At 63.6% G+C, this 19822-nt stretch carries 17 protein-coding genes; 9 read left to right on the plus strand and 8 right to left on the minus strand.

Translation table 11 applies throughout. The features are described from left to right. Nucleotides 1-154: 154 nt before the first annotated feature. Nucleotides 155-1006 carry an alpha/beta hydrolase gene (locus AC57B1_RS26560; RefSeq protein WP_408348124.1) on the plus strand — a complete coding sequence of 284 codons (852 nt, stop codon included), beginning with the start codon at nucleotides 155-157 and terminating at the stop codon, nucleotides 1004-1006. Between the two features lie 51 nt (nucleotides 1007-1057). Here AC57B1_RS26560 and AC57B1_RS26565 read toward each other — a convergent pair whose 3' ends face one another. Continuing rightward, nucleotides 1058-2350 (minus strand): aspartate carbamoyltransferase, encoded by a 1293-nt coding sequence (locus AC57B1_RS26565; RefSeq protein WP_091802691.1) that lies wholly within the window; start codon nucleotides 2348-2350, stop codon nucleotides 1058-1060. Nucleotides 2351-2731: 381 nt separating this feature from the next. On the opposite strand from AC57B1_RS26565, the gene dapA reads away from it, so the two are divergent. Further along, the gene (dapA, locus tag AC57B1_RS26570) at nucleotides 2732-3655 is read left to right on the plus strand and encodes a 4-hydroxy-tetrahydrodipicolinate synthase (protein WP_496419147.1); all 924 of its coding nucleotides are present in this window, start codon (nucleotides 2732-2734) and stop codon (nucleotides 3653-3655) included. 109 nt (nucleotides 3656-3764) lie between these two features. Here the strand turns inward: dapA and AC57B1_RS26575 are convergent, their stop codons facing one another. Further along, on the minus strand, nucleotides 3765-4571 hold the full coding sequence (locus tag AC57B1_RS26575; RefSeq protein ID WP_496419148.1) for a hypothetical protein: 807 nt from the start codon (nucleotides 4569-4571) through the stop codon (nucleotides 3765-3767). A 121-nt stretch (nucleotides 4572-4692) separates the two neighbouring features. Next, the gene (locus AC57B1_RS26580; RefSeq protein ID WP_496419149.1) at nucleotides 4693-6762 is read right to left on the minus strand and encodes a putative bifunctional diguanylate cyclase/phosphodiesterase; all 2070 of its coding nucleotides are present in this window, start codon (nucleotides 6760-6762) and stop codon (nucleotides 4693-4695) included. A 527-nt stretch (nucleotides 6763-7289) separates the two neighbouring features. On the opposite strand from AC57B1_RS26580, the gene AC57B1_RS26585 reads away from it, so the two are divergent. The 3 genes from AC57B1_RS26585 (at nucleotide 7290) to AC57B1_RS26595 (ending at nucleotide 9668) form a co-directional block, all read left to right on the plus strand. Continuing rightward, nucleotides 7290-8174, plus strand: a complete 885-nt coding sequence (locus AC57B1_RS26585) for a manganese catalase family protein (RefSeq protein WP_091802678.1) — start codon at nucleotides 7290-7292, stop codon at nucleotides 8172-8174. A gap of 176 nt (nucleotides 8175-8350) precedes the next feature. Continuing rightward, complete coding sequence (locus tag AC57B1_RS26590; RefSeq protein WP_408348135.1) at nucleotides 8351-8863, plus strand: phasin family protein; 513 nt, start codon at nucleotides 8351-8353, stop codon at nucleotides 8861-8863. Nucleotides 8864-9230: 367 nt separating this feature from the next. Continuing rightward, the gene (locus AC57B1_RS26595; protein ID WP_496419150.1) at nucleotides 9231-9668 is read left to right on the plus strand and encodes a response regulator; all 438 of its coding nucleotides are present in this window, start codon (nucleotides 9231-9233) and stop codon (nucleotides 9666-9668) included. Between the two features lie 64 nt (nucleotides 9669-9732). On the opposite strand, the gene AC57B1_RS26600 is transcribed toward AC57B1_RS26595, so the two are convergent. After that, nucleotides 9733-11034 carry an NRAMP family divalent metal transporter gene (locus AC57B1_RS26600; protein WP_496419151.1) on the minus strand — a complete coding sequence of 434 codons (1302 nt, stop codon included), beginning with the start codon at nucleotides 11032-11034 and terminating at the stop codon, nucleotides 9733-9735. 151 nt (nucleotides 11035-11185) lie between these two features. Here AC57B1_RS26600 and AC57B1_RS26605 point away from each other — a divergent pair, with 151 nt between their 5' ends. From AC57B1_RS26605 to AC57B1_RS26620, 4 genes are all read left to right on the plus strand, one after another. Then, nucleotides 11186-11491 carry a hypothetical protein gene (locus tag AC57B1_RS26605; RefSeq protein ID WP_496419152.1) on the plus strand — a complete coding sequence of 102 codons (306 nt, stop codon included), beginning with the start codon at nucleotides 11186-11188 and terminating at the stop codon, nucleotides 11489-11491. 132 nt (nucleotides 11492-11623) lie between these two features. After that, nucleotides 11624-12040, plus strand: a complete 417-nt coding sequence (locus tag AC57B1_RS26610) for a rhodanese-like domain-containing protein (protein WP_408348468.1) — start codon at nucleotides 11624-11626, stop codon at nucleotides 12038-12040. 328 nt (nucleotides 12041-12368) lie between these two features. Then, the gene (locus AC57B1_RS26615; protein ID WP_408182155.1) at nucleotides 12369-13427 is read left to right on the plus strand and encodes an ABC transporter substrate-binding protein; all 1059 of its coding nucleotides are present in this window, start codon (nucleotides 12369-12371) and stop codon (nucleotides 13425-13427) included. Between the two features lie 119 nt (nucleotides 13428-13546). After that, on the plus strand, nucleotides 13547-15226 hold the full coding sequence (locus AC57B1_RS26620; RefSeq protein WP_496419330.1) for a GMC family oxidoreductase: 1680 nt from the start codon (nucleotides 13547-13549) through the stop codon (nucleotides 15224-15226). Between the two features lie 107 nt (nucleotides 15227-15333). Here the strand turns inward: AC57B1_RS26620 and AC57B1_RS26625 are convergent, their stop codons facing one another. From AC57B1_RS26625 to AC57B1_RS26640, 4 genes are read right to left on the minus strand one after another with little or no spacing between them, the layout of a single operon-like run. Continuing rightward, complete coding sequence (locus AC57B1_RS26625) at nucleotides 15334-16761, minus strand: aldehyde dehydrogenase family protein (protein ID WP_091802660.1); 1428 nt, start codon at nucleotides 16759-16761, stop codon at nucleotides 15334-15336. Nucleotides 16762-16786: 25 nt separating this feature from the next. Beyond that, entirely contained in the window at nucleotides 16787-17581 is a 795-nt protein-coding gene (locus AC57B1_RS26630) for an ABC transporter permease (protein ID WP_408182148.1), read from the minus strand. Next, a complete protein-coding gene (locus AC57B1_RS26635; protein WP_408348146.1) occupies nucleotides 17578-18486 on the minus strand; it encodes an ABC transporter permease in 909 nt (302 codons plus the stop codon). The genes AC57B1_RS26630 and AC57B1_RS26635 overlap by 4 nt, the downstream gene beginning before the upstream one ends. Continuing rightward, nucleotides 18483-19820, minus strand: coding sequence for an NAD(P)/FAD-dependent oxidoreductase (locus AC57B1_RS26640; RefSeq protein WP_496419153.1), 1338 nt, complete (start codon nucleotides 19818-19820; stop codon nucleotides 18483-18485). The genes AC57B1_RS26635 and AC57B1_RS26640 overlap by 4 nt, the downstream gene beginning before the upstream one ends. Nucleotides 19821-19822: the final 2 nt, after the last annotated feature.

Below are 19822 nucleotides of genomic sequence, written 5' to 3' on the forward strand. Positions count from 1 at the left end.
ATCGCGCGGCGCCCGGAGCCGACCCAAGCTGACGGGATCGTATGCTTCGCTGAAATTTGGTTGTAAGTCGCCGTTGCTAGAGTTCTCGAAGAGTTTTGCCGCCGGATACCGGACAGTGTTCTTCGGACACCTAGATAGGGAAGAGCGACAAACCATGAACCAAGCTCGTGTGTTCTGGCTCATTCTGATGCTGCTTTCAACGACGCCCGCCTGGGCATTCCAGGCCCGGGTCGTCGCCATTCCAAGCGTCGCGATGCATAAGTCGCTCGAAGCGACGGTCGTGCTGCCCGACCAATATGCGCGCGGCAAGGGGACGGACCGCTTTCCCGTCGTCTATCTGTTGCACGGTTCGGGTGGCGACTATACCGACTGGACCTCGAATTCGCAGATTGGCAAGCTGGCCGACCGCTATCACGTGATACTCGTCATGCCCGATGGCGGTCACGAAAGCTGGTATATCGACAGCCCGGTCGATCCGCGCAGCCGATACGAAACCTATGTCGGTACGGAGGTGGTGACTTACGTCGACGCGCATTTCCGCACGATCGCGACGCGTGAGGCGCGCGCCATTACCGGCTTGAGCATGGGTGGATTCGGCGCATTGCATATCGCTCTGGACCGTCCGGACGAATTTGGCGCCGCGGGCAGTATCAGCGGAGCGGTGGATCCGCGCGGCTGCGAGGATGAGCCGGGCATCAACCGCGTTTTCGGCGATCCCACGCGGCATGCCGACTTCTGGAACAACGAGGCGATCGTGGAAAATGCGCGCAGTTTCGGCAACGCGCATATCGCTCTCACGATCGACTGCGGGGTGAACGACTCGCTGGTGCAGTCGAACCGCACGCTGCACGAGCGGCTGGTCGAACTCGGCGTGCCGCACGATTATGCGGAGCGGCCCGGCGGCCACACCTGGAAGTACTGGGCCAATGCGGTGCAGTATCAGGTGCTGTTCTTCGCCGGGGCGTTCAAGCGCAATGGGAGCAGCGCGACGAGCGCCGCGGCTTGAGTCTCGCTCCATGCCGTGTTTTGGGGCGGTTTCAGGCCGCCCGCTGATCCGTCAATCGATGCCGTGAAATACGGCGTCGTCCGGTCCGAGATAGGCCGGCGGGCGCCATGCCGCATCGCGCATGGAATGCTGGACCAGTTTCTCGACGCCCAGCAGCACCGCAAAAATCGCCATCCGCACCGGAATGCCGTTGTCGGTTTGCCGGAAGATCGCCAGCCGCGAGTCGTGATTCAGGTCCACGCTCAGATCATTCGCGCCCGGCCGGCTGTCGCGCGGCAGCGGGTGCATGATCAGCGTGTCGGCGCCGCACACGCTATCCACGAGAGCCTGATTGATCTGGAAATCCGGCGTGTAGCCTTCGAACGATTCGTCGGTAAAGCGCTCTTTCTGGATGCGTGTGGCGTACACCACGTCGGCGCCGCGCAGGCCGGCGGTCAGGTCGTGGGTCTGCTCGATCACGTGGTCGTTGCGCGAAATCTGCTCGATGATATAGCTTGGCATTTCTAGCATGGGCGGCGAAATCAGCGTGAACTTGATGCCGCGATACAGCGCCAGCAGCTTGACCAGCGAGTGCACGGTGCGCCCGTATTTCAGGTCGCCGACCAGCGCGATATGGGCGCCGTCGACAATCTTGCCGAGGCGCGAGAACTCACGCTGAATGGTGTACAGATCGAGCAGCGCCTGGCTCGGGTGTTCGCCTGGACCGTCGCCGCCGTTGATCACCGGCACGTTGGTCGCGCGCGCGAATTCGGCTACCGAGCCTTGCTCCGGGTGGCGGATCACCAGCGCGTCCACATAGCCGCTCATCACGCGGCTGGTGTCGTAGATCGACTCGCCCTTGGCCATCGACGAAAAGGTGAAGCCGGTGGTGTCGCAGACCGAGCCGCCCAGCCGGCAGAACGCCGAGCCGAAACTCACACGGGTCCGTGTGCTGGCCTCGAAGAACAGATTGCCGAGCACCGCGCCTTCCAGCACACGGGAGATTTTGCGGCGCCGGGCGATGGGCTGCATGATGTCGGCCACGCGAAACAGCGCTTCCACCGAGTCGCGCGAGAATTGATCCACGGAGAGCAACTGCGGCTTGCCTTCGAACAGCATCTGGCTCGCGAGCGATTGCGAGTCTACGCTTTGCGTATATTTCTCTCCCGGCTCACCATGCACGACGATTTCCGACACGAAACGCTCGACGATTTCCGGCATGGCCCGCGATTCCTGCGAATCGTCCGGCAGGAGCCAGGTATCGAGCGCCCGGCGTGACACCCCGATGCGACTCGCGAACGTGTCGCGCGTCATATTCAGGCGACGCATCGCGTCGCGTAGGAAGGCTTGCTGCGGGACGCTCATTGAGGCACCTGTCGGAAGAGGGGTGGTGGGTGAGATGTACGCTTTGCGTATATTAATTTCCCTGCGCCAGAAGTCAAGTTATTTCGAGATCGGCTTTGCCAAGCCGCGCCGCTCGCGGTTACACTGCGTCTCATGCATTCCGGCCCAACGTTCAGACACCGCCTGTCGACCTTCGCACGACTCGCTTTTGCGAGCGCCGTAGTCGCACGCGCGTGTGATTCGAACGTCAGCGCCAAAGCCAAAAAACAGCCGCTCATCTGACCGGAGCACGCTGTTCCGTCAGATGCGACGGAACAGCCGGTCAACGCCCCTTGGGCACTTCCTGTCTTGCCTCCCTCGCACGCTGCACGGAATCGATACGGTCGTCATCGAGGTAAGGACATGTCTATTTTTTCGGGTATCTGGGTTCCGCTCATCACGCCGTTCGCCGACGGCGCCGTCGATCACGCCGCCTTGCGCGCGCTGGTACGCCGCTATACAGGCGCGGGCATTGCCGGGCTGGTCGCGCTCGGCACGACCGGCGAACCGGCCGCGCTCGACGCCGCCGAGCAGGACGCCGTGCTGGCGACGATTCTCGACGAAGCGCAGGCCGCCGCTTGCCATGCGCAAGACGCGCGGGCGTTGCCGGTGGTGGTCGGCGTGTCGGGCAATCACACGGCGAGCATGCGCGAGCGCATCGAGCAGCTGAATCCGCTGCCGATTGCCGGTGTGCTGATGGCCGCCCCGTACTACATCCGGCCTTCGCAAGCCGGAATTGTCGATCACTTCACAGCGCTGGCGGATGCGAGCGAGAAGCCGGTGGTGCTGTACGACATTCCGTATCGAACCGGCGTGCGGCTCGAACTCGACACGCTGCTCACGCTTGCCGCCCATCCGCGGATTCAGGCGATAAAGGATTGCGCCGGTTCGCTCGACACCACGCTCGCGCTGATTCGCGATGGCCGCCTGCGGGTGCTCGCGGGTGAGGACATCAATATATTGAGCACCCTGTGTCTGGGTGGCAGTGGGGCGATTGCGGCGTCCGCGCATCTGCGGCCCGAGCGCTTTGTCGCGCTATATCGTGCGCTGGCGGCAGGGCGGCTCGACGAAGGCCGGCGCATTTTCCACGCGCTCGCGCCGCTGATCCAGACGCTGTTCGCCGAACCGAACCCCGCGCCCGTCAAGGCATTGCTCGCCGCGCAAGGACTGATACGCGACGAACTGCGCATGCCGATGACGCGCGCCAGCAGTGCGCTGCGCGAGCGGCTCGAAGCTCTGGCTGAACGGGAGCGCATCGAATCGCGGGAAACCGCGGCGTCGGTTTGAGCGAAGCGCTCATGGCGGATGAGCCCGCGTGCGGGTCATGGTGCGGCGTCTCGCGTCGCTTGTCGGTAGTGCACTCGACGAGCGCAGCACCGGCTGAACGGCCGGAATATCAGACCGGTCCCGGCAGCGATTGGCGCTGCGCTGGCGTGTCCCGGCCGAACCCATCGTCGGGCGCGTGCCGGGTATGGCGATCCGCGCGTGTTGCCTGAGTCGTGGCAAGGTGTTCCATGGCGCCACGTTCGAGCGTGGCGAGCATGTTCATTTCGACCATCTGCAGTTTGAACGCCAGCACCATCAGTCCGCTCGCCAGCAGCAGGTCGCCCGCGAACACGACTGCGTAAAGCGCGGACGTGTATTGCGGATTGCCGAGCAGCAGCGACACGTTGGTGCGATCGAGGAGCACGAGAACGAGCGGCACGGCTGCGTTGAGTGTGACGATCGTGCCGCCGATCATCGCGATCAGGCGAGCAGGCCCGAGGTGCGGACGGCGCCGGCGGCACACTTCATACAGCGTGGCCGCGCGAACGGGCAGGAAAAACAGCACGAGCAGGCCGGCGCGCAACACCATCGGAACCTTGAAGAGCAGAGCGCATCCGTAGAGCGCGCAGAACACGACCGTGCCGGCAAGTCCGGCACGCCACGGCGCCTTCATGCCGAACAGCTCGCGCGCGCCCGCCCAGATCAGCATGCGGCTTTGCAGCGCGAGCGTCGCGGTGGCGATCAAGAGCGCGTCGTAATGCCACGTGAAATGCAACGCGAAGCAGGCCGAAGACGCGGCGAGCAGATAGAAACCAACCGCCCAAAAGCGGAACGCGACGACGCGCGCGAACATATGCGACAGCGCGGTCGTAACAAGGGCTCCGCATAAAAACGTGATCAACCACAACGAAGTAAGCGTTGCCACATCAAATTTCATGAACTCTCCGACACCCTGTGCTGCCTGTTATTGTTTATTCTTCATCGCGATCCGCCGCTGCAGCCGGTCTCGCTGACGCTATCGGCCACGCCGCACTGCATGCTTCAGCAGATCGCCATGCTCACGCAGCGATCATTCTTTCCCGCAGCAGATTGCCGAAGTCGTTGGCGGTGAGCGGCTTGCCGAGCAGGAAGCCCTGCATCTCATCGCACATCATCGTTCTGAGCATGTCCAGTTGCGATTCGGTTTCGACACCTTCGGCCACCACATCCATTTCCAGCGAGTGCGCAAGCGCGATGATCGCTGACACGATCGCGCTGCCTTCCGGTCCGTGCGCGTCGAGCCCGTTGGTAAAGAAGCGGTCGATCTTCAGTTGCTTGACGCGAAAACGCTGCAGATAAGCGAGGCTCGAATAGCCGGTGCCGAAGTCGTCGATCGCGATCTCGAAGCCGCATGCCTGAAACTGGCGGATCATCTCGATGGTTTTGGGTGCGTCCTGCATCGCCACCGTTTCGGTGATCTCGAACATGATCTGGCTGCATTCCACCCCTTCGGCCTGGACGATCTCGAGCATGCTCGCGACGAGGTTCGGCTGCAGCATCTGGCGCGGCGACAGGTTGACCGCCACTTTCATCGACGGCAGGCCTTGCGCGATCCAGTGGCGAATCTGCCGGCACGTTTCGCGCACGACCCAGTAGCCGATCTGCACGATCTGCCCCGAGCGCTCCGCGATCGGAATGAACTCGAGCGGCGTGACCTCGCCGAGTTGCGGATGATGCAGGCGGATCAACGCTTCGGCGCCCGCGAGCGACTCGCCGCTACCGTTGAACTTCGGCTGGAAGTGCAGCGAGACATGGCCGGCGGCGAGCGCGTCGTGCAACGCGTTCTGAATCTGCAGCGTGCGCATGGCCGCTTCGTTCATGCTGCGCTCGAAGAAGCGAAAGGTGCTGCGGCCCGCGCGTTTGGCTTCGTACATGGCCGCGTCCGCGTGTTTGAGCAGCGTGTCGACGCTGTCGCCGTCATGCGGATAGAGTGCGATGCCGATGCTCGGCATGACCTGGAGCGGCTGGGAGTCGGTCCACATGCCCATGCGCATCCGGTCGAGCACGCCATCGGCCAGCGCGCCCGCGTCTTCGCGCGAGCCGAGGTTTTCCGCCAACACCACGAATTCGTCGCCACCGAGCCGCGCCACCGTGTCGCTCGCACGTACGCACAGCAGCAGGCGCTGCGCGAACGCGGTCAGCACCTGGTCGCCGACCGAGTGGCCGAGCGAATCGTTGATGGTCTTGAAGCCGTCGAGGTCCATGAAGAGAACCGCGCACATGGAGCGCTGCCGCTGCGCGCGCTGGATCGCGTGTTCGATGCGCTCGGTCAGCGTGCTGCGGTTCGGCAGTCCGGTCAGGGCGTCGAGCGTGGCGAGCTGCACGATCTGGCCATTCAGTCTCGACACTGAGCCAACCAGAAAGGTTGTGCGCGCATCGAAACGCGACAGTATCAGCGTGACGGTCAGAATGGCAAAGGTGAACAGGATCACTGAGGTCGCGAGCCACGTGGTGTTCACGCCCTTGGCCGCGCCGCACACGGCACCCGCCGGAAACCCGGCGGCGGCCATGCCGGCGTAATGCATGCCGCTGATGGCGACGCCCATCACCAGCGCCGCGGCGATACGCTTGCGCACCACGTGACGCGCGTCGTCGTCGCTGAGCGCGCGCGCGAGCCACAGCGCGACGCTCGACGCGCCGACGGCGATGGCCAGCGAGCCGGCGAACCACGCCGGTTGATAAACGATGCCTGGCGTCATCTGCATCGCCGCCATGCCGACGTAGTGCATGCCGGCGATGCCGCATCCCATCACCACGCCGCCCGCCAGCAGCCGGCCTGCCCTCAACTGTTCATGGGTCGTGATGTGCAGCGCCAGATATGAAGCGCCGGTCGCGAGTCCTAGCGAAGCGGCGGTGGTCGCGAAGTCGTAGCCGAGCGGAATCGGCAGCGAAAAGGCGAGCATGGCGATGAAGTGCATCGACCAGATGCCGACACCGAGTGCCGCGGCGCCGCCCAGGCGCCATGCGCGCCGCGCACGTGGCGAGGCCAGCAGGAAGATCCGGCCGGTCAGATCGAGCGCCGTATAGGACGCGAGCGTCGCGACGGCGAACGAAATGACCACCAGCCAAAGGTTATATGAGCTCTGCATGTCTAGTCCAACCGCCGAAAGGGAAGCGGCTGAACATGTTATCGACCGTTCGCGACAAATATTTAATTCGTTTTCAACATGTTAGCCCCGGCTTTCGGCCACTTCGCCGGTGCGCGGGTCGTGCCGGGGCGAAACTTTCGGTGAGTGAGCGGGTAATTGCCGCCGCTCGACGGCGCGAGGGGTGGTGCTGACGGGAGGCGTCGTGGTAAGCGGCATGGCGTTTGCGCGCCGATAGGACCGCCACCGATGCAACGGCGCGCGGCGTGGCTCGATCAAAACGCTCATGCGCCAGGCACGGTGCATGCGGAGTCGGAAGTCGCAGGTGTTTTCTCGTCGCGCTCCTGCGCGCGCACCCTATTTCGCCAGAGCGGCTGCTCTGAGACCCACGGTGGGGCATTCCGCATACGCGTTCGTCATCGCCGACAAACCTGGTTTTTCAATGAATGTCCCTCTGCTCCGTCAGTCCTTCCGCCTCTCATGGCGTGAAGCACTCCAGCGGCGCCCGCAATCTTTTCTGGAGAAATGCGATGTTCGTACACAACAAGCGACTTCAATACACCGTCCGTGTAGCGATGCCCAATCCCGGTCTGGCCAATCTGCTTCTTGAACAGTTCGGCGGCCCGCAAGGTGAACTGGCCGCGGCGTGCCGCTATTTCACGCAGGCGGTTAGCGAGGACGATCCCGGCAGGCGAGACATGCTGTTTGACATCGCAACGGAAGAACTCAGTCATCTGGAGATCGTCGGCTCAATTGTCGCGATGCTCAACAAGGGCGCGAAGGGTCAACTTGCCGAAGGCGTGGAGCAGGAGGCCGAGCTTTACCGTTCACTCACGGGAGGCGGCAACGATTCGCACACTACCGCTTTGCTCTACGGTGGCGGCCCGGCCTTGACCAATTCGGCGGGCGTGCCGTGGACGGCTGCCTACATCGATACGATCGGCGAGCCGACCGCGGATCTGCGGTCGAATATTGCCGCGGAGGCCCGAGCGAAGATTGTCTACGAACGGTTGATCAATGTGACCGACGACCCAGGTATCAAGGAGGCGCTCGGCTTTCTCATGACGCGCGAGATTGCGCATCAGAAATCGTTTGAGAAAGCCTTGCACTCTATCCAGCCCAACTTCCCGCAGGGGAAATTGCCCGGCGTTCCAGAATTTACCAACGTTTATTACAACATGTCCGACGGTGACGACGCGCCGCGCGGTCCCTGGAATGAAGGTCCCGGTTGGGACTTCGTCGACAAGCCGCAGCCGGCGGTGGACGGCGGCGATGGTCTCGCGAGCGTTCAGGTTTCGGAACAGGAGGTCGAAGTGTTGAGTGCGATGGCGTCGCGAACGGCTTCCGCGACCGGAACCGACCCTGTCACCGGGGCTGACCTCGGCGCCGGGCAGGATGCCGCCGTAGCGAAGTAACAGCAGGCGAAGTCGCAGCGAAGTAACAGCGTTCGTAGTCGCAATCACCGTCGCCGGCCCCGCCACGCGGGCCGCGGCGTTTCGTTTCAGTCGTCCGCGCAGCACACATGGCGTGATGGGCGTCCGGACGACGCCACCTTGCGGCGCATCCCGCGCCGAACCACAACGGAGTCTTTATGTACCCTCAAATCTCGGATCAGTTCTCCTCGCGTCAACGTGACACGGCAATCGAAGTTGCCTTCGACTGCAACACCGAAGTTCTTGCCGGGGTCGAGAAAGTTGTCGAGCTCAACATCCAGACCGTCAAGACATCGATGTCTGAGCAGCAGGCATTGGCGGACGCGGCACTTTCTGCTCAATCGCTCAGTGAAGTCTTCGATCTCCAGTCGCAGCAATTCCCGGCTGCGGTCACGAAGACCTTTGCCTATTGGCGGCATGTGGAAGAGATTGCCGCCGACACGCGAATCGGCTTGTTCAACGCGATGCAGGCACATTTCGGTAGTTCTTTGAATACGCTCGCGGAAATGGTCGACATGGCTTGCGGCAACGCCTTCGTTCAGGAGCGCGGCGGCATTCTGGACCTGCCCGGCATGGCGCAATCCACGGTCGCCTCTGCTGAGCGGGTAGCCATTGTGGATAGTTCGGGCAGGGTGGTTTCTTCGGACGACGTTCGAGGCGATTTGCATTAAGTAGCATTGGCCAGGGCCGGGTCTGACGGCCGAGCCCTTCTCCATTCCGTCGATGTTGGCGTGTCCTGGTTGACGTGCGATGGCGCTATTCGGCCACTCGCACGGCATCCGCTAAAGAGCCGGCAGCCGTCACGCGTTTCACTATTGCTGACCACGCAACTGTTTTGTCCCCGCCTGCCCGTTGCCGGGGGGGGGGCGAACGAACGGCGCAGGGGAGTGGGAACGGCTGTTGCGCTGCGACCGGGTAACGGCGCCATACCGACGCGCCAACAGAGAGAAAAGACCCATGAACTCCATTTCTGAAAATCGCGCTTGCCCGGATCATTCGACTGCAGGTCAGCGCGAGTGTCTTTCGAGCGCGGTGCCCGTGCGCGTGCTCGTCGTGGATGATTCACGTCCGTCGGCTGATGCGCTTAGCGCGTATCTGCAAGCCGGCGGCATGAGCGTGCGAACCGTCTACCACGGCTCGGATGCCGTGAGGGAAGCGAAGGCGTGGCTGCCTGATTGCATTGTTCTCGATGTCGCCATGCCCGGCCTGTCCGGCATTGGTGTCGCTGCGGCGCTCCGGAGAATCGAGGCGACGGGAAAGATTCCCCTTCTGGCATTTACCGCGTTCGATACCGCCGATTACATCCGCGAAATGAAAGAGGTCGGCTTCGATGCCGTTTGCCGGAAGCCTGCCGAGCTGCCGCAACTCGAGAACATGATCTTCAGGTTGCTCAGGCATGAAACAGTGGGAGACGCTCAGCCGGCGCGATCCTCTCTATCAGTGAGTGCATCGTCGGAGCAGCGAAGCGGCAGCTGAATTTCGCTGCCGCCCCCTTCGGCGCACTTGGCGAAAAAACATCGCAGCGCCGCCCCGCCGCGTATTAACTCGCGGGGGCGAGCATGAACCAGAACATGGCGACCGCGGCCATTGCCATCGCTCCCGTAGCGGCCCAACCGGCGACCGACAGGCGTCTCGAGATGATGAAGCAGCCCATGATCTTCGGATTCACCGCCATGAACATCATGAGCGCCATGATGGGCACGGACACGACGCCATTGATCACCGCACTCCAGTAAAGCGCCTTGACGGGATCGATGCGCGTGAATCCCATCGCGAGACCAATAAGGGTCGACAGCACGACGATGCCGTAAAACCGTTTCGCCAGTTGCGGCTTCAGCGCGAGGCTGTTTCGCCAGTTGAAGGCGCCGGCCATTGCATACGCGGCGGAACCGGCCAACACAGGTAAGGCGAGCAGGCCAGTGCCGACGATGCCCAGACTGAACAGACCGAACGCAAACTTTCCGGCAATCGGCTTCAAGGCGAGCGCTGCTTGCGACGAGGTCTGGATGTCCGTCACGCCGTGGGCGTTGAGCGTGGCGGCAGTCGTCAGGATGATGAAAAAAGCGACCAGGTTGGAAAAGCCCATTCCGACCCACGTATCCATCCGGATCCGCCGCAAACTGGCCGGTCCCTGTCCGGGTGCGTTCGTCAATGCCCGCTGCCCGGTTGCGGCGCGCATTTCCTCGACCTCCTGCGACGCCTGCCAGAAGAACAGATAGGGGCTGATGGTGGTGCCAAGCACGGCGACCACGGTGGTGACGTAGTCGCTTTTCCATGACAGATGTGGACTCACGGTACGCACGATGACGGTGTGCCACGGAATATCGACGACGAACACCGTGCCGACGTAGGCGAATAATGCAAGCGTCAGCCATTTCAGCACGTGCACATAACTGCGGTATGGAATGAAGACCTGCAGCAGAACTGACAACAGGCCGAGCGCAAGCGTGTAAATGTGCGTCGGGCCGCCGATCACCAGGTTCACTGCGGCGCCCATTGCGGTCAGATCCGCCGCGATATTGATCGTATTGGCGACCAGCAGCAGGAAAACCGATCCATAGAGCAGCCAGGCCGGATAGTGGCGCCGGATGTTGGTTGCGAGTCCGTGGCCACTCACGCGTCCGAGTCGCGCGCTGACGACCTGAATGGCAACCATCAATGGGTACGTGAAGATGACGGTCCACAGCATGTTGAAGCCGAACTGCGCTCCGGCCTGCGAATAGGTCGCGATACCGCTGGGATCGTCGTCCGCCGCGCCGGTGATGAGCCCGGGTCCGAGCTTCTCGAGCCACGATTGAACCTCGGGGTCCGGCCTATCGGACGGGTTGATGTCGATATCCATCGTTGAGCCTTGAGTATCCGTGCCCGCGATGTCGCGGGAACCGCGAGAGTCTGCCCTATCAATCTTACAAGCCGGTACACCGTGGCTCTCATAGCGGCCGCCGGGCGCGGAGCTTGCTGACGGGACTGGAAACCACACAGCGGAGCGCGCGATGAAGTCACTTACCCTCGACCAGTTCAAGACGCAACTGGCGTCGATGTTGCGCGACATTCCTTACGGCACCAGTGCCGACCTGACAGGCTACGCTATTGCGTTCTGGAATGGCAGTAAGGTTATCTACGCATTCGTCTCCAGTGACGATTCCGGAATTATCGAGGACGAGTTCGAGTTGAGCGACTACGAGTGGGATCACTGGCACGACGATTTTGTGACCTGGATCAACGAACCGATGTTCAGCGTCCGGCCCGAGCTTCATAAGAGGACCTACGCTGCGGCCGCCGACAACGGCGCACGTTAGCGTTTGCCGTACCGGACAGTTGTGGCGTGATGTTGCCGGAATATGTCAATCAGGCCACTGGTCGCTTGCCCATGAGACCGGGAGAATGCATGGCAACGATTCACCCACAAGGAGCCTTATATGTCCCCGGTCATGTCCCCGGTCTCAGCCGTTCCCGCAGCAGACAGCGCCGTGGCGCTCACCCACTTCAGCTCGCTGTTGTCATTCGAAACAGATTGTGCCGACGTACACGCGGCGCTTGAAGCCAGTGATGGGCTCGCTATGGATTTCGTCCTGCTCGACGTGCGTGGCCCCGCACTTTTCGCCCGCGGCCATGTGCCTCGCGCCGTGAATCTTCCGCATGGCAAGATCGTCGAGTCCAAGCTTGCCGATTATCCGCGCGACACGCTCTTCGTCACGTATTGTGCGGGCCCTCACTGCAACGGAGCCACGCGCGCCGCAATCAGGCTCGCCCGCCTCGGTCGTCCGGTCAAGGTCATGACCGGCGGCGTGACAGGTTGGCTCGACGAGGGTTTCCACCTTGCCATCGAGAATGAAGCGTTGGCTTGACTGTTTGTGAACAATAGACTCGAAACGGAACACGAAGCGTCTGGCTGAGTCCGGTGAGTTGCAGCCGCCCGATGTACCAGCTATTTCAAGCGCTGCCGTGGGGCGCCGCCGCGCATGTTCATACTGCGCGCGGCGGCCGATGCAGACCATTCGGTCGGGCAGGGCAGTGCCGCGCGCCGGGCACGCAACGCCACACGTTTGCCATAACGTGATGTCATGGACCCCACAACAATTGCGGCATTGTCGCCAAAAAATAGATTCACTATATTTGGCTCAACGCGCATTACATCCACGATATCTTTCGCTAAACCGTTTCGAGGACATAGTCGTGATCAAGAAGCCAACGTTGCGCCCGCTTGCAGCGGTTCTGATTCTTGGCGTCGCGGGCCTCGTGCCTGCGTGTCTGACGCCTGCTTTCGCTGCCGGGAAGATTACCTTTGTCTCTCAAGGCGGGACCTATCAGGAAGCCCAGACCAAAGCCATCCTCGACCCGGCTGCGAAGCTGCTGAACATTACCGTGAACCAGGACAGCATTCCGGACGCGTGGCCACAGATCAAGGCTCAGGCCGCCACCGGCAAGCCGATCTGGGACGTGGTGGACACGCCGACTTCCAACTGTCTGCGCGGCGGCAAGGAAGGGCTGCTGGAGAAGCTGGACTTCGCGAAGATTCCGAATGCGGCGGCCATGCCGGAGAAGTACCGCACGCCGTACTCGGTCGCGTACGAGTTCTATTCGACAGTGATCGGCTATAACAAGAAGACATTGAAGAAGGTGCCGCAAAGCTGGGCCGATTTCTGGAACGTGAAGGCGTTCCCCGGCACCCGTGCGCTGCGCAACGACCCGCAGACCGTGCTCGAAGCCGCACTGCTCGCGGACGGCGTGCCGCGCGACAAGCTCTATCCGCTCGACGTGGATCGCGCGTTCAGGAAGTTGCAGCAGATCAAGCCGGACGTGACCGTCTGGTGGACCTCGGGTGGTCAGTCGGCGCAATTGCTGCACGACGGCGAAGTCGACATGACGATGATCTGGAACGGCCGCGCGAGCGCCGTGCGCAAGGACAATCCGGACATCGACTTCACGTACAACGACGGCATTCTGCAGAACACGCAGTTGTGTGTGCTGAAGAACGCGCCGAACCTGCCCGATGCGATCAAGTTTCTCAACGCGGCCGTGTCGCCCGACTTGCAGGCCAACCTGCCACTGTATATCGACTACGGGCCGGGCAATCCCGCGGCCTTCAAGACCGGCAAAATCGACGCCAAGCGCGCGAGCGAGTTGCCGAGTTCACCGGAGAATGCGTCGAAGCAGGCGTTGATGTCGGAGGAATGGTGGGCGTCGGACGCCGGCATTCAGGCGAAGGCGCGCTGGCTCAAGTTCATGCAGTAAGCGGAAGACCTGGTTGCGCACGCGCGGGTTGCTGAACAGTTGAATGTCAAGCCCGCGCGCCAATCTCAGCGCTTTATTTGCGCGTCCCGCACGGCGCATCGTCTGCGCATACATTGAACGTGATCGACTATCTGATTCTCGGCGGCGGCTCGGCCGGCTGCGTGCTGGCCGCGCGTCTTTCCGAAGACGCGGGTAAGACCGTCTGCCTTGTCGAGGCCGGCCGCAATATCTCGCGAACGGACATGCCCGCAACGGTGCGCAGCCGCTATCCGGGCCGCGCCTATCTCGACACCACGAACATCTGGCAGCGCCTGAAGGCACGCATGAGCGCCTCGGCCGCTACACGCCGTTACGAGCAGGCGCGCCTGCTCGGCGGCGGTTCGGCGATCAACGCGCTGATGGCGAACCGCGGCGCGCCGACCGATTACGACGAGTGGCACGCCCAAGGCGCGCACGGTTGGAACTGGGCCGCCTGTCTGCCGTACTTCCGCAAGCTCGAAACCGATTGCGACTTTGACGGCGCGTTGCACGGCGCGAGCGGGCCCGTCCGGATCCAGCGCACACCGTGGGCGCGCATCTCGCCATTCGTACGCGCGGTGCTCGACACGCTCGACGCGCGCGGCTACACGCGGCATGACGACCAGAACGGCACGTGGCAGGACGGCACGTTCATCGGTTCGATCGCAGTGAGCGAAGCGGGCGAGCGCATCCCGACCTCGGTCTGCTATCTCGACGACGCCGTGCGCGCCCGGCCGAATCTCACGATCCGCACGCACACGCTGGTTGAACGCGTGCTGTTCGACGGCAAGCTCGCCATCGGCGCGCGGCTCGTCGGCGAAGACGGGGTGAGCGAAGCAGTGCGCGCCAGACAGGTGATCATCTGCGCGGGCGCGATTCACAGCCCGGCCCTTCTGATGCGAAGCGGCATTGGTCCGGCGTCCGAGCTGACCGCACTCGGTATCGAGGTGCTGGCCGATCGCGGCGGTGTCGGCGGCAATCTGATGGAACATCCGTCGATCGCCGTATCCGCAGTTCTGCCGCGCGCCGCCCGCACGTTATATCCCGACGAGCATCACGAGCAGGCGATCGTGCGTTTTTCTTCGGGCGTGAGCGGCGCGGTGCCCGGCGACATGCACGGCGCGATCCTGTCGCGATCGGGTTGGCACTCGGTCGGTTACCGGCTCGGCACGCTCTTTTTCTGGGTCAACAAGTCGTACTCGCGCGGCCGCGTGAGCCTCGTGTCGGCCGATCCGCACGACGAACCCGCTGTCGACTTCAACATGCTGTCCGACGCGCGCGATCTCGAACGGCTGAAGCTCGCGCTGCGCTTTGGCGCCCGGACTCTGGCCGATCCGCTGATGGCGAGGCACCGCAACACGCTGCTGCCTTCGAGCTATTCACCCCGCGTGGCGAGCGTGGCCGTGCCGGGCGTGTGGAATGCATTGCAGCGCGGCCTGCTGAGCGCGCTGCTCGACATTGCCGGACCGTTGCGCGGCTGGCTCGTGCGGTGTGTGGTCACGCAAGGCGTGACGCTCGACGAACTGCTTGCCGACGATCACGCGCTGACGCGTTTCGTGACCCGCTCGGTGGGCGGCACCTGGCATCCGTCTGGAACCTGCCGCATGGGCGCCGCCGACGATCCGCTCGCCGTGTGCGACGCGCGCGGCGCGGTATATGGCGTCAGCGGACTTTACGTATGCGATGCATCGTTGATGCCTTCGATTCCGTGCGCGAACACGAATGTGCCGACCATCATGATCGCGGAGCGGATTGCGGATATGTTGCGCGAACGCGCGTGAATGTGATGCCGGGCCGTCGCATTGCAACGCGACGGCCCGGCGCATGTGTCGAGCAGCGAATGTGTTGCCTACCTCCGGGCATTTAGCCCAGCAAGGCCCGAACACAGTCAGTCGCCAAACCCCACAATGCCCTTCACTTCGAGAAACGCCTCGAGTCCCCATTCGGCGTACTCGCGGCCGTTGCCCGACTGCTTGTATCCGCCGAACGGCGAGCCCGCGTCCCATGACGGGTAGTTCAGATACACGCTGCCGGCACGGAGCCTGAACGCCACGCGCCGCGCGCGGTCCAGATCGGCGGATTGAACGTAGGCCGCGAGTCCGAAGGGACTGTCGTTGGCGATCGCGATGGCTTCTTCCTCGTCGCGGTACGGCATGATCGCGAGCACCGGGCCGAAGATCTCCTCGCGCGCGATCGTCATGGAGGGGCGCACGTCCGCGAACACGGTGGGTTGCACGTAGAAGCCACGCTCAAGACCCGGCGGACGCCCGAGGCCGCCGGCCACGACCTGCGCGCCTTCGTCGATACCGGCCGCGATGAGTCGCTCCACGCGCTCGAACTGCACGCCGCTGACAACCGGACCCATTGTCGTACGCTCGTGGTCGGCAGGGCCGACGCGCTGCGCTTGCGCCGCCCGCCGCGCGATCGCCACGGCTTCGTCGTGACGTGCCGCGGGGACGAGCATGCGCGTCGGCGCATTGCATGATTGCCCGCTGTTGTTGAAGCACGAGTTGACGCCGGCCGTGACCGCCGCCTCGAAATCGACGTCGTCCAGCAGAATGTTCGCGGACTTGCCGCCCAGTTCCTGGTGCACGCGCTTGACTGTCGGCGCCGCGAGCTTCGCAATTTCAACGCCCGCGCGCGTCGATCCGGTGAACGACACCATATCGACGTCGGGGTGCGCCGCGAGCGCCGCGCCGACCGTTGGCCCGTCGCCGTTGACGAGGTTGAAGACGCCCGGCGGCACGCCCGCGGCGTCGAGTATCTCCGCGAACAGCAGGGCGTTCAGCGGCGTGACTTCGCTGGGCTTGAGCACCATCGTGCAACCCGCCGCGATGGCGGGCGCGGCCTTGCAGACGATCTGATTGATCGGCCAGTTCCACGGCGTGATGAGCGCGACCACGCCCACCGGTTCGTGATTGACGAGCGTCGTGCCCTTCCTGCGCTGCCAGGCGAACGTCTCACACGTGCGGATCAGTTCTTCGAGATGCCGCCGGCCTATGCCGGCCTGCCACGCATGCGCCATGGCGCGCGGCGCACCGAGTTCGCGCGAAATGGTGTCGCCCATCTCGTCGTGACGTTCGAGAAACACCTCGAGAATGCGGCGGATCAACGCGAGGCGTTCGGCCGGCGTGGTCTGCGAGAACGACGTGAACGCGCGTTTCGCGGCGGCTACCGCGCGATCGGCATCGGCGGGCGTGCCCATCGCCACTTCGGCGAAGGCTTCCTCGGTACAGGGATCGACGACGGAGCGGCGTGCGTTGCCCAACGGCTCGACCCACGCGCCGTCGATATAGAACTTCAGTGCATTGACCATGTAATAGGTATCTTGAGGAAAGAAATCAGGCGCGTGCCGCGCCCGAACGGCGGCTCACCACGACGATCATCACAAGGCACAGCGTGAGCGCGGTCAGCATCGTGCTGATCGCGGCGATGGTCGGGTCGATCTCGTCACGCAGCGTCACGAACATGCGGCGCGTCAGCGTCTGGTTCGAACCGCCCGACACGAAGAGCGCGACCACCGTTTCGTCGAGCGCCTGGATGAACACGAACACCGCACCGGAGATGACGCTTGCCTTGATCTGCGGCAGCGTAACCGTCATGAAGCTGCGAAACCGATTCATGCCGAGGCTGCGCGCGACCATTTCCTGCGTGCGGTCGAAGGTGCGCAGATCGGCGCCGACCGAAATCAGCACATAAGGCAGGCCGAGCATCGTATCGGCCAGAATCAGGCCGCCGAGCGTGTTCACGTAGCCGGCCTGAGAGTACACGAAGAACACGCCCACCGCGACAATGATGATCGGCACCATCAGCGGCAACATCAGCAGTGTGCGCAGATAGCGCATGATCCAGTGCGTGCCGTTCTGGATCGCGTAGGCGGCGGCCACGCCGAGCGGCGTGGCGATCAGCGCGGCGCAAATCGACGCGGTGAGCGTCACGCGCGCGGCGTCGATCCATGCGGGATTGTCGAAGAACGAGTGATACCAGCGCAGCGAGTAGGCCGGCGGCGGGAACGTCATGAAGCGCGTATCGGAGAACGACAGCGGCACGACGATCAGCACCGGTACCATCAGGAACAGCAGGATCAGCACGACGATCGCGCCGAGGACGATCCGTCCGAACGGGAGTTTGCTCATTTCGCGCCCAGGGTCTTTTCGAGTGGCACCACGCGGCTCGCGGCATAGAAAATCGCGAACACGCAGATCAGCAGCACGACGCTCACCGCGCTCGCCGCGCCCCAGCTGTTGTAGATCTCGATGTTGCGGCTCACGACCATCGACACCATGATCGACTTGCCGCCGCCCATCAGCTCAGGCGTGATGTAGAAGCCGAGGCAGAGCACGAACACGAGCGTCACGCCTGCGAACACGCCGCTCATCGACAGCGGCAGGAACACGCGCAGGAATACGTGCAGCGGCGAGCCGCCCAGGCTCGCGCCGGCTTGCGAAAGATTCGACGGGATTTTCTGCATTGCCGAATAGAGCGGCAGCACCATGAACGGCAGCAGGATGTGAACCATCGCGATCACCGTGCCGAACTGGTTATAGGCGAGTTGCACCGGCCGGTCGACGAGGCCCGACGCGATCAGCGCCTTGTTGACCAGCCCCGTGCGCTGCAGCAGGACGAGCCACGCGTAGGTGCGCACCAGCACGCTGGTCCAGAACGGCAGAATCACCATGCCGAGCACCAGCGCGCTCAGCTTCGGCGGCAACGAGGCGGCGAAGTAGGCGACCGGATAGCCGAGCAGCAACGTGATGACGGTCACGATGATACTGAGCTTGAAGGTCAGCAAGAACGTTTCGAGGTAAGCGCCCGTGAACATGCGCCGGTAGTTTTCGAGCGTGAAGCCGTCGTGATAGATGGACTGCCACGACAGCCACGCGAGCGGCACGACCAGCAGCACGACGATCACGAGGAGCGCCGGTGTCATTAGCAGCAGCATGGTGCGATCCTCGCGGCGCTGATAGCGCGTGGCGGGATCGGACTCGGTGGCTTGCGTCAAGGTGGTTCCCTGGAGCATCCGCTTGGCGGTTGTCATCATGCACCTACGGCGTCGAGAAACTGATACCACGCCGCGACGAGTCTCACACCCGGCGCGCGCAGCGAATGAAAGGGCACGGGCCGCAAGCCGGGCGCGCCGAGCAGCGAGAGCTCCGGCGTCTCGCCGAGCGCGAGCGCGGCGGCATGCTGGCCGAGCAGACTCGCCATCGCGACGCCTGCTCCGTTATACCCCAGACAAAAGGTCGTGGCGTCATCGCTGCGTCCGACATGCGGCAACGAATTGAACGTCATGCCCACATACCCCGACCAGCGATAGTCCACGCGCACGTCCGCGAGATCCGGAAAGAGCGCGACCATGGCGCGCTGCAGCGCGTCGAAGCCGGTCGTTTGCCCCTCCTTGCCGAACGCGTCGCGTCCGCCGAACAGCATGCGGCCGTCCACCTTGCGGAACCACTTCATCATGCGCCGCGTTTCGGTGTAGCTGCGGCGCTCGACCATCAGGCGCGCGTCGAGCTCGGCGGGAAGCCGCTCGGTGGCGATCATCGCGCTGCGAAACGGCACGAGTTCACGCTGATACGCCGCGGTGGCCGGCGTGAGATCGGAGTAGGCATTGGTCGCGACGATCACCTGCTTCGCGCGCACCGTGCCGGCGGGCGTGCGCAGCGTTACGCGCGGCTCGGCGGACGCGCGGTGCATCTGCCGCACCGGCGTCGTTTCGTAGATCGGCACGCCGCGTAGTGTGAGGCCGCGCGCGAGTCCGCACACGTATTCGAGCGGCAGGATCGTGCCGGCGTCCGCGCTCAGCACGCCGCCGACAAAACCTTTCGAGCCCGTCTCGTGTTCGATCTCGGCGCGCGATTGCACGGTCATCGTGGTATCGCCGAGTTGCGTGCGGACCCAGTCGGCCTCCGCGCGAATCGCGGCGAAGGCGGCCTCCGTGTGGGCGCAGCGCAGGCTGCCGGTCGCCTCGAAGCGGGCGCGCGTGAGCTGGAATTCGTCGACCAGCGTCTCGACGACCCGCACGCCCTCGTGCGCGAGCCGGTGCATGCGTTTGGCGGTATCGAGGCCGTGCAGCTTGTCGATCGTGGGAAACGACAGTCTGAACTTGGACGACACCACGCCGCCATTGCGGCCGCTCGCGCCCCAGCCCACCGGATTCGCATCGAGCACCACGCAGTCGACGCCGCGCTTTTGCAGCGCATACGCGGCGGCGAGGCCCGAGTAGCCCGCGCCGATCACGGCGACCTCGACCTCGAGATCGCGCGTGAGCGGCACGCCGGTGCTGAGCGTCGCACCGGCGCCGGGCGAGGCGGCTAGGAGCGCCCGCCACAGCGAATCAGGCGCGGGCGTGTGGGGTGGCGTCGGCGCGAGCATCG

The organism is Paraburkholderia sp. BGA-UO-ETr-F21 (assembly GCF_059567925.1).

Excerpts from the sequence above, each read along its gene's own strand:
- AC57B1_RS26560 (WP_408348124.1), top strand. The coding sequence starts at position 155 with ATGAACCAAGCTCGTGTGTTCTGGCTCATTCTGATGCTGCTTTCAACG.
- AC57B1_RS26565 (WP_091802691.1), bottom strand. The coding sequence starts at position 2,350 with ATGAGCGTCCCGCAGCAAGCCTTCCTACGCGACGCGATGCGTCGCCTG.
- dapA (WP_496419147.1), top strand. The coding sequence starts at position 2,732 with ATGTCTATTTTTTCGGGTATCTGGGTTCCGCTCATCACGCCGTTCGCC.
- AC57B1_RS26575 (WP_496419148.1), bottom strand. The coding sequence starts at position 4,571 with ATGAAATTTGATGTGGCAACGCTTACTTCGTTGTGGTTGATCACGTTT.
- AC57B1_RS26580 (WP_496419149.1), bottom strand. The coding sequence starts at position 6,762 with ATGCAGAGCTCATATAACCTTTGGCTGGTGGTCATTTCGTTCGCCGTC.
- AC57B1_RS26585 (WP_091802678.1), top strand. The coding sequence starts at position 7,290 with ATGTTCGTACACAACAAGCGACTTCAATACACCGTCCGTGTAGCGATG.
- AC57B1_RS26590 (WP_408348135.1), top strand. The coding sequence starts at position 8,351 with ATGTACCCTCAAATCTCGGATCAGTTCTCCTCGCGTCAACGTGACACG.
- AC57B1_RS26600 (WP_496419151.1), bottom strand. The coding sequence starts at position 11,034 with ATGGATATCGACATCAACCCGTCCGATAGGCCGGACCCCGAGGTTCAA.
- AC57B1_RS26605 (WP_496419152.1), top strand. The coding sequence starts at position 11,186 with ATGAAGTCACTTACCCTCGACCAGTTCAAGACGCAACTGGCGTCGATG.
- AC57B1_RS26610 (WP_408348468.1), top strand. The coding sequence starts at position 11,624 with ATGTCCCCGGTCTCAGCCGTTCCCGCAGCAGACAGCGCCGTGGCGCTC.
- AC57B1_RS26625 (WP_091802660.1), bottom strand. The coding sequence starts at position 16,761 with ATGGTCAATGCACTGAAGTTCTATATCGACGGCGCGTGGGTCGAGCCG.
- AC57B1_RS26630 (WP_408182148.1), bottom strand. The coding sequence starts at position 17,581 with ATGAGCAAACTCCCGTTCGGACGGATCGTCCTCGGCGCGATCGTCGTG.
- AC57B1_RS26635 (WP_408348146.1), bottom strand. The coding sequence starts at position 18,486 with ATGATGACAACCGCCAAGCGGATGCTCCAGGGAACCACCTTGACGCAA.
- AC57B1_RS26640 (WP_496419153.1), bottom strand. The coding sequence starts at position 19,820 with ATGCTCGCGCCGACGCCACCCCACACGCCCGCGCCTGATTCGCTGTGG.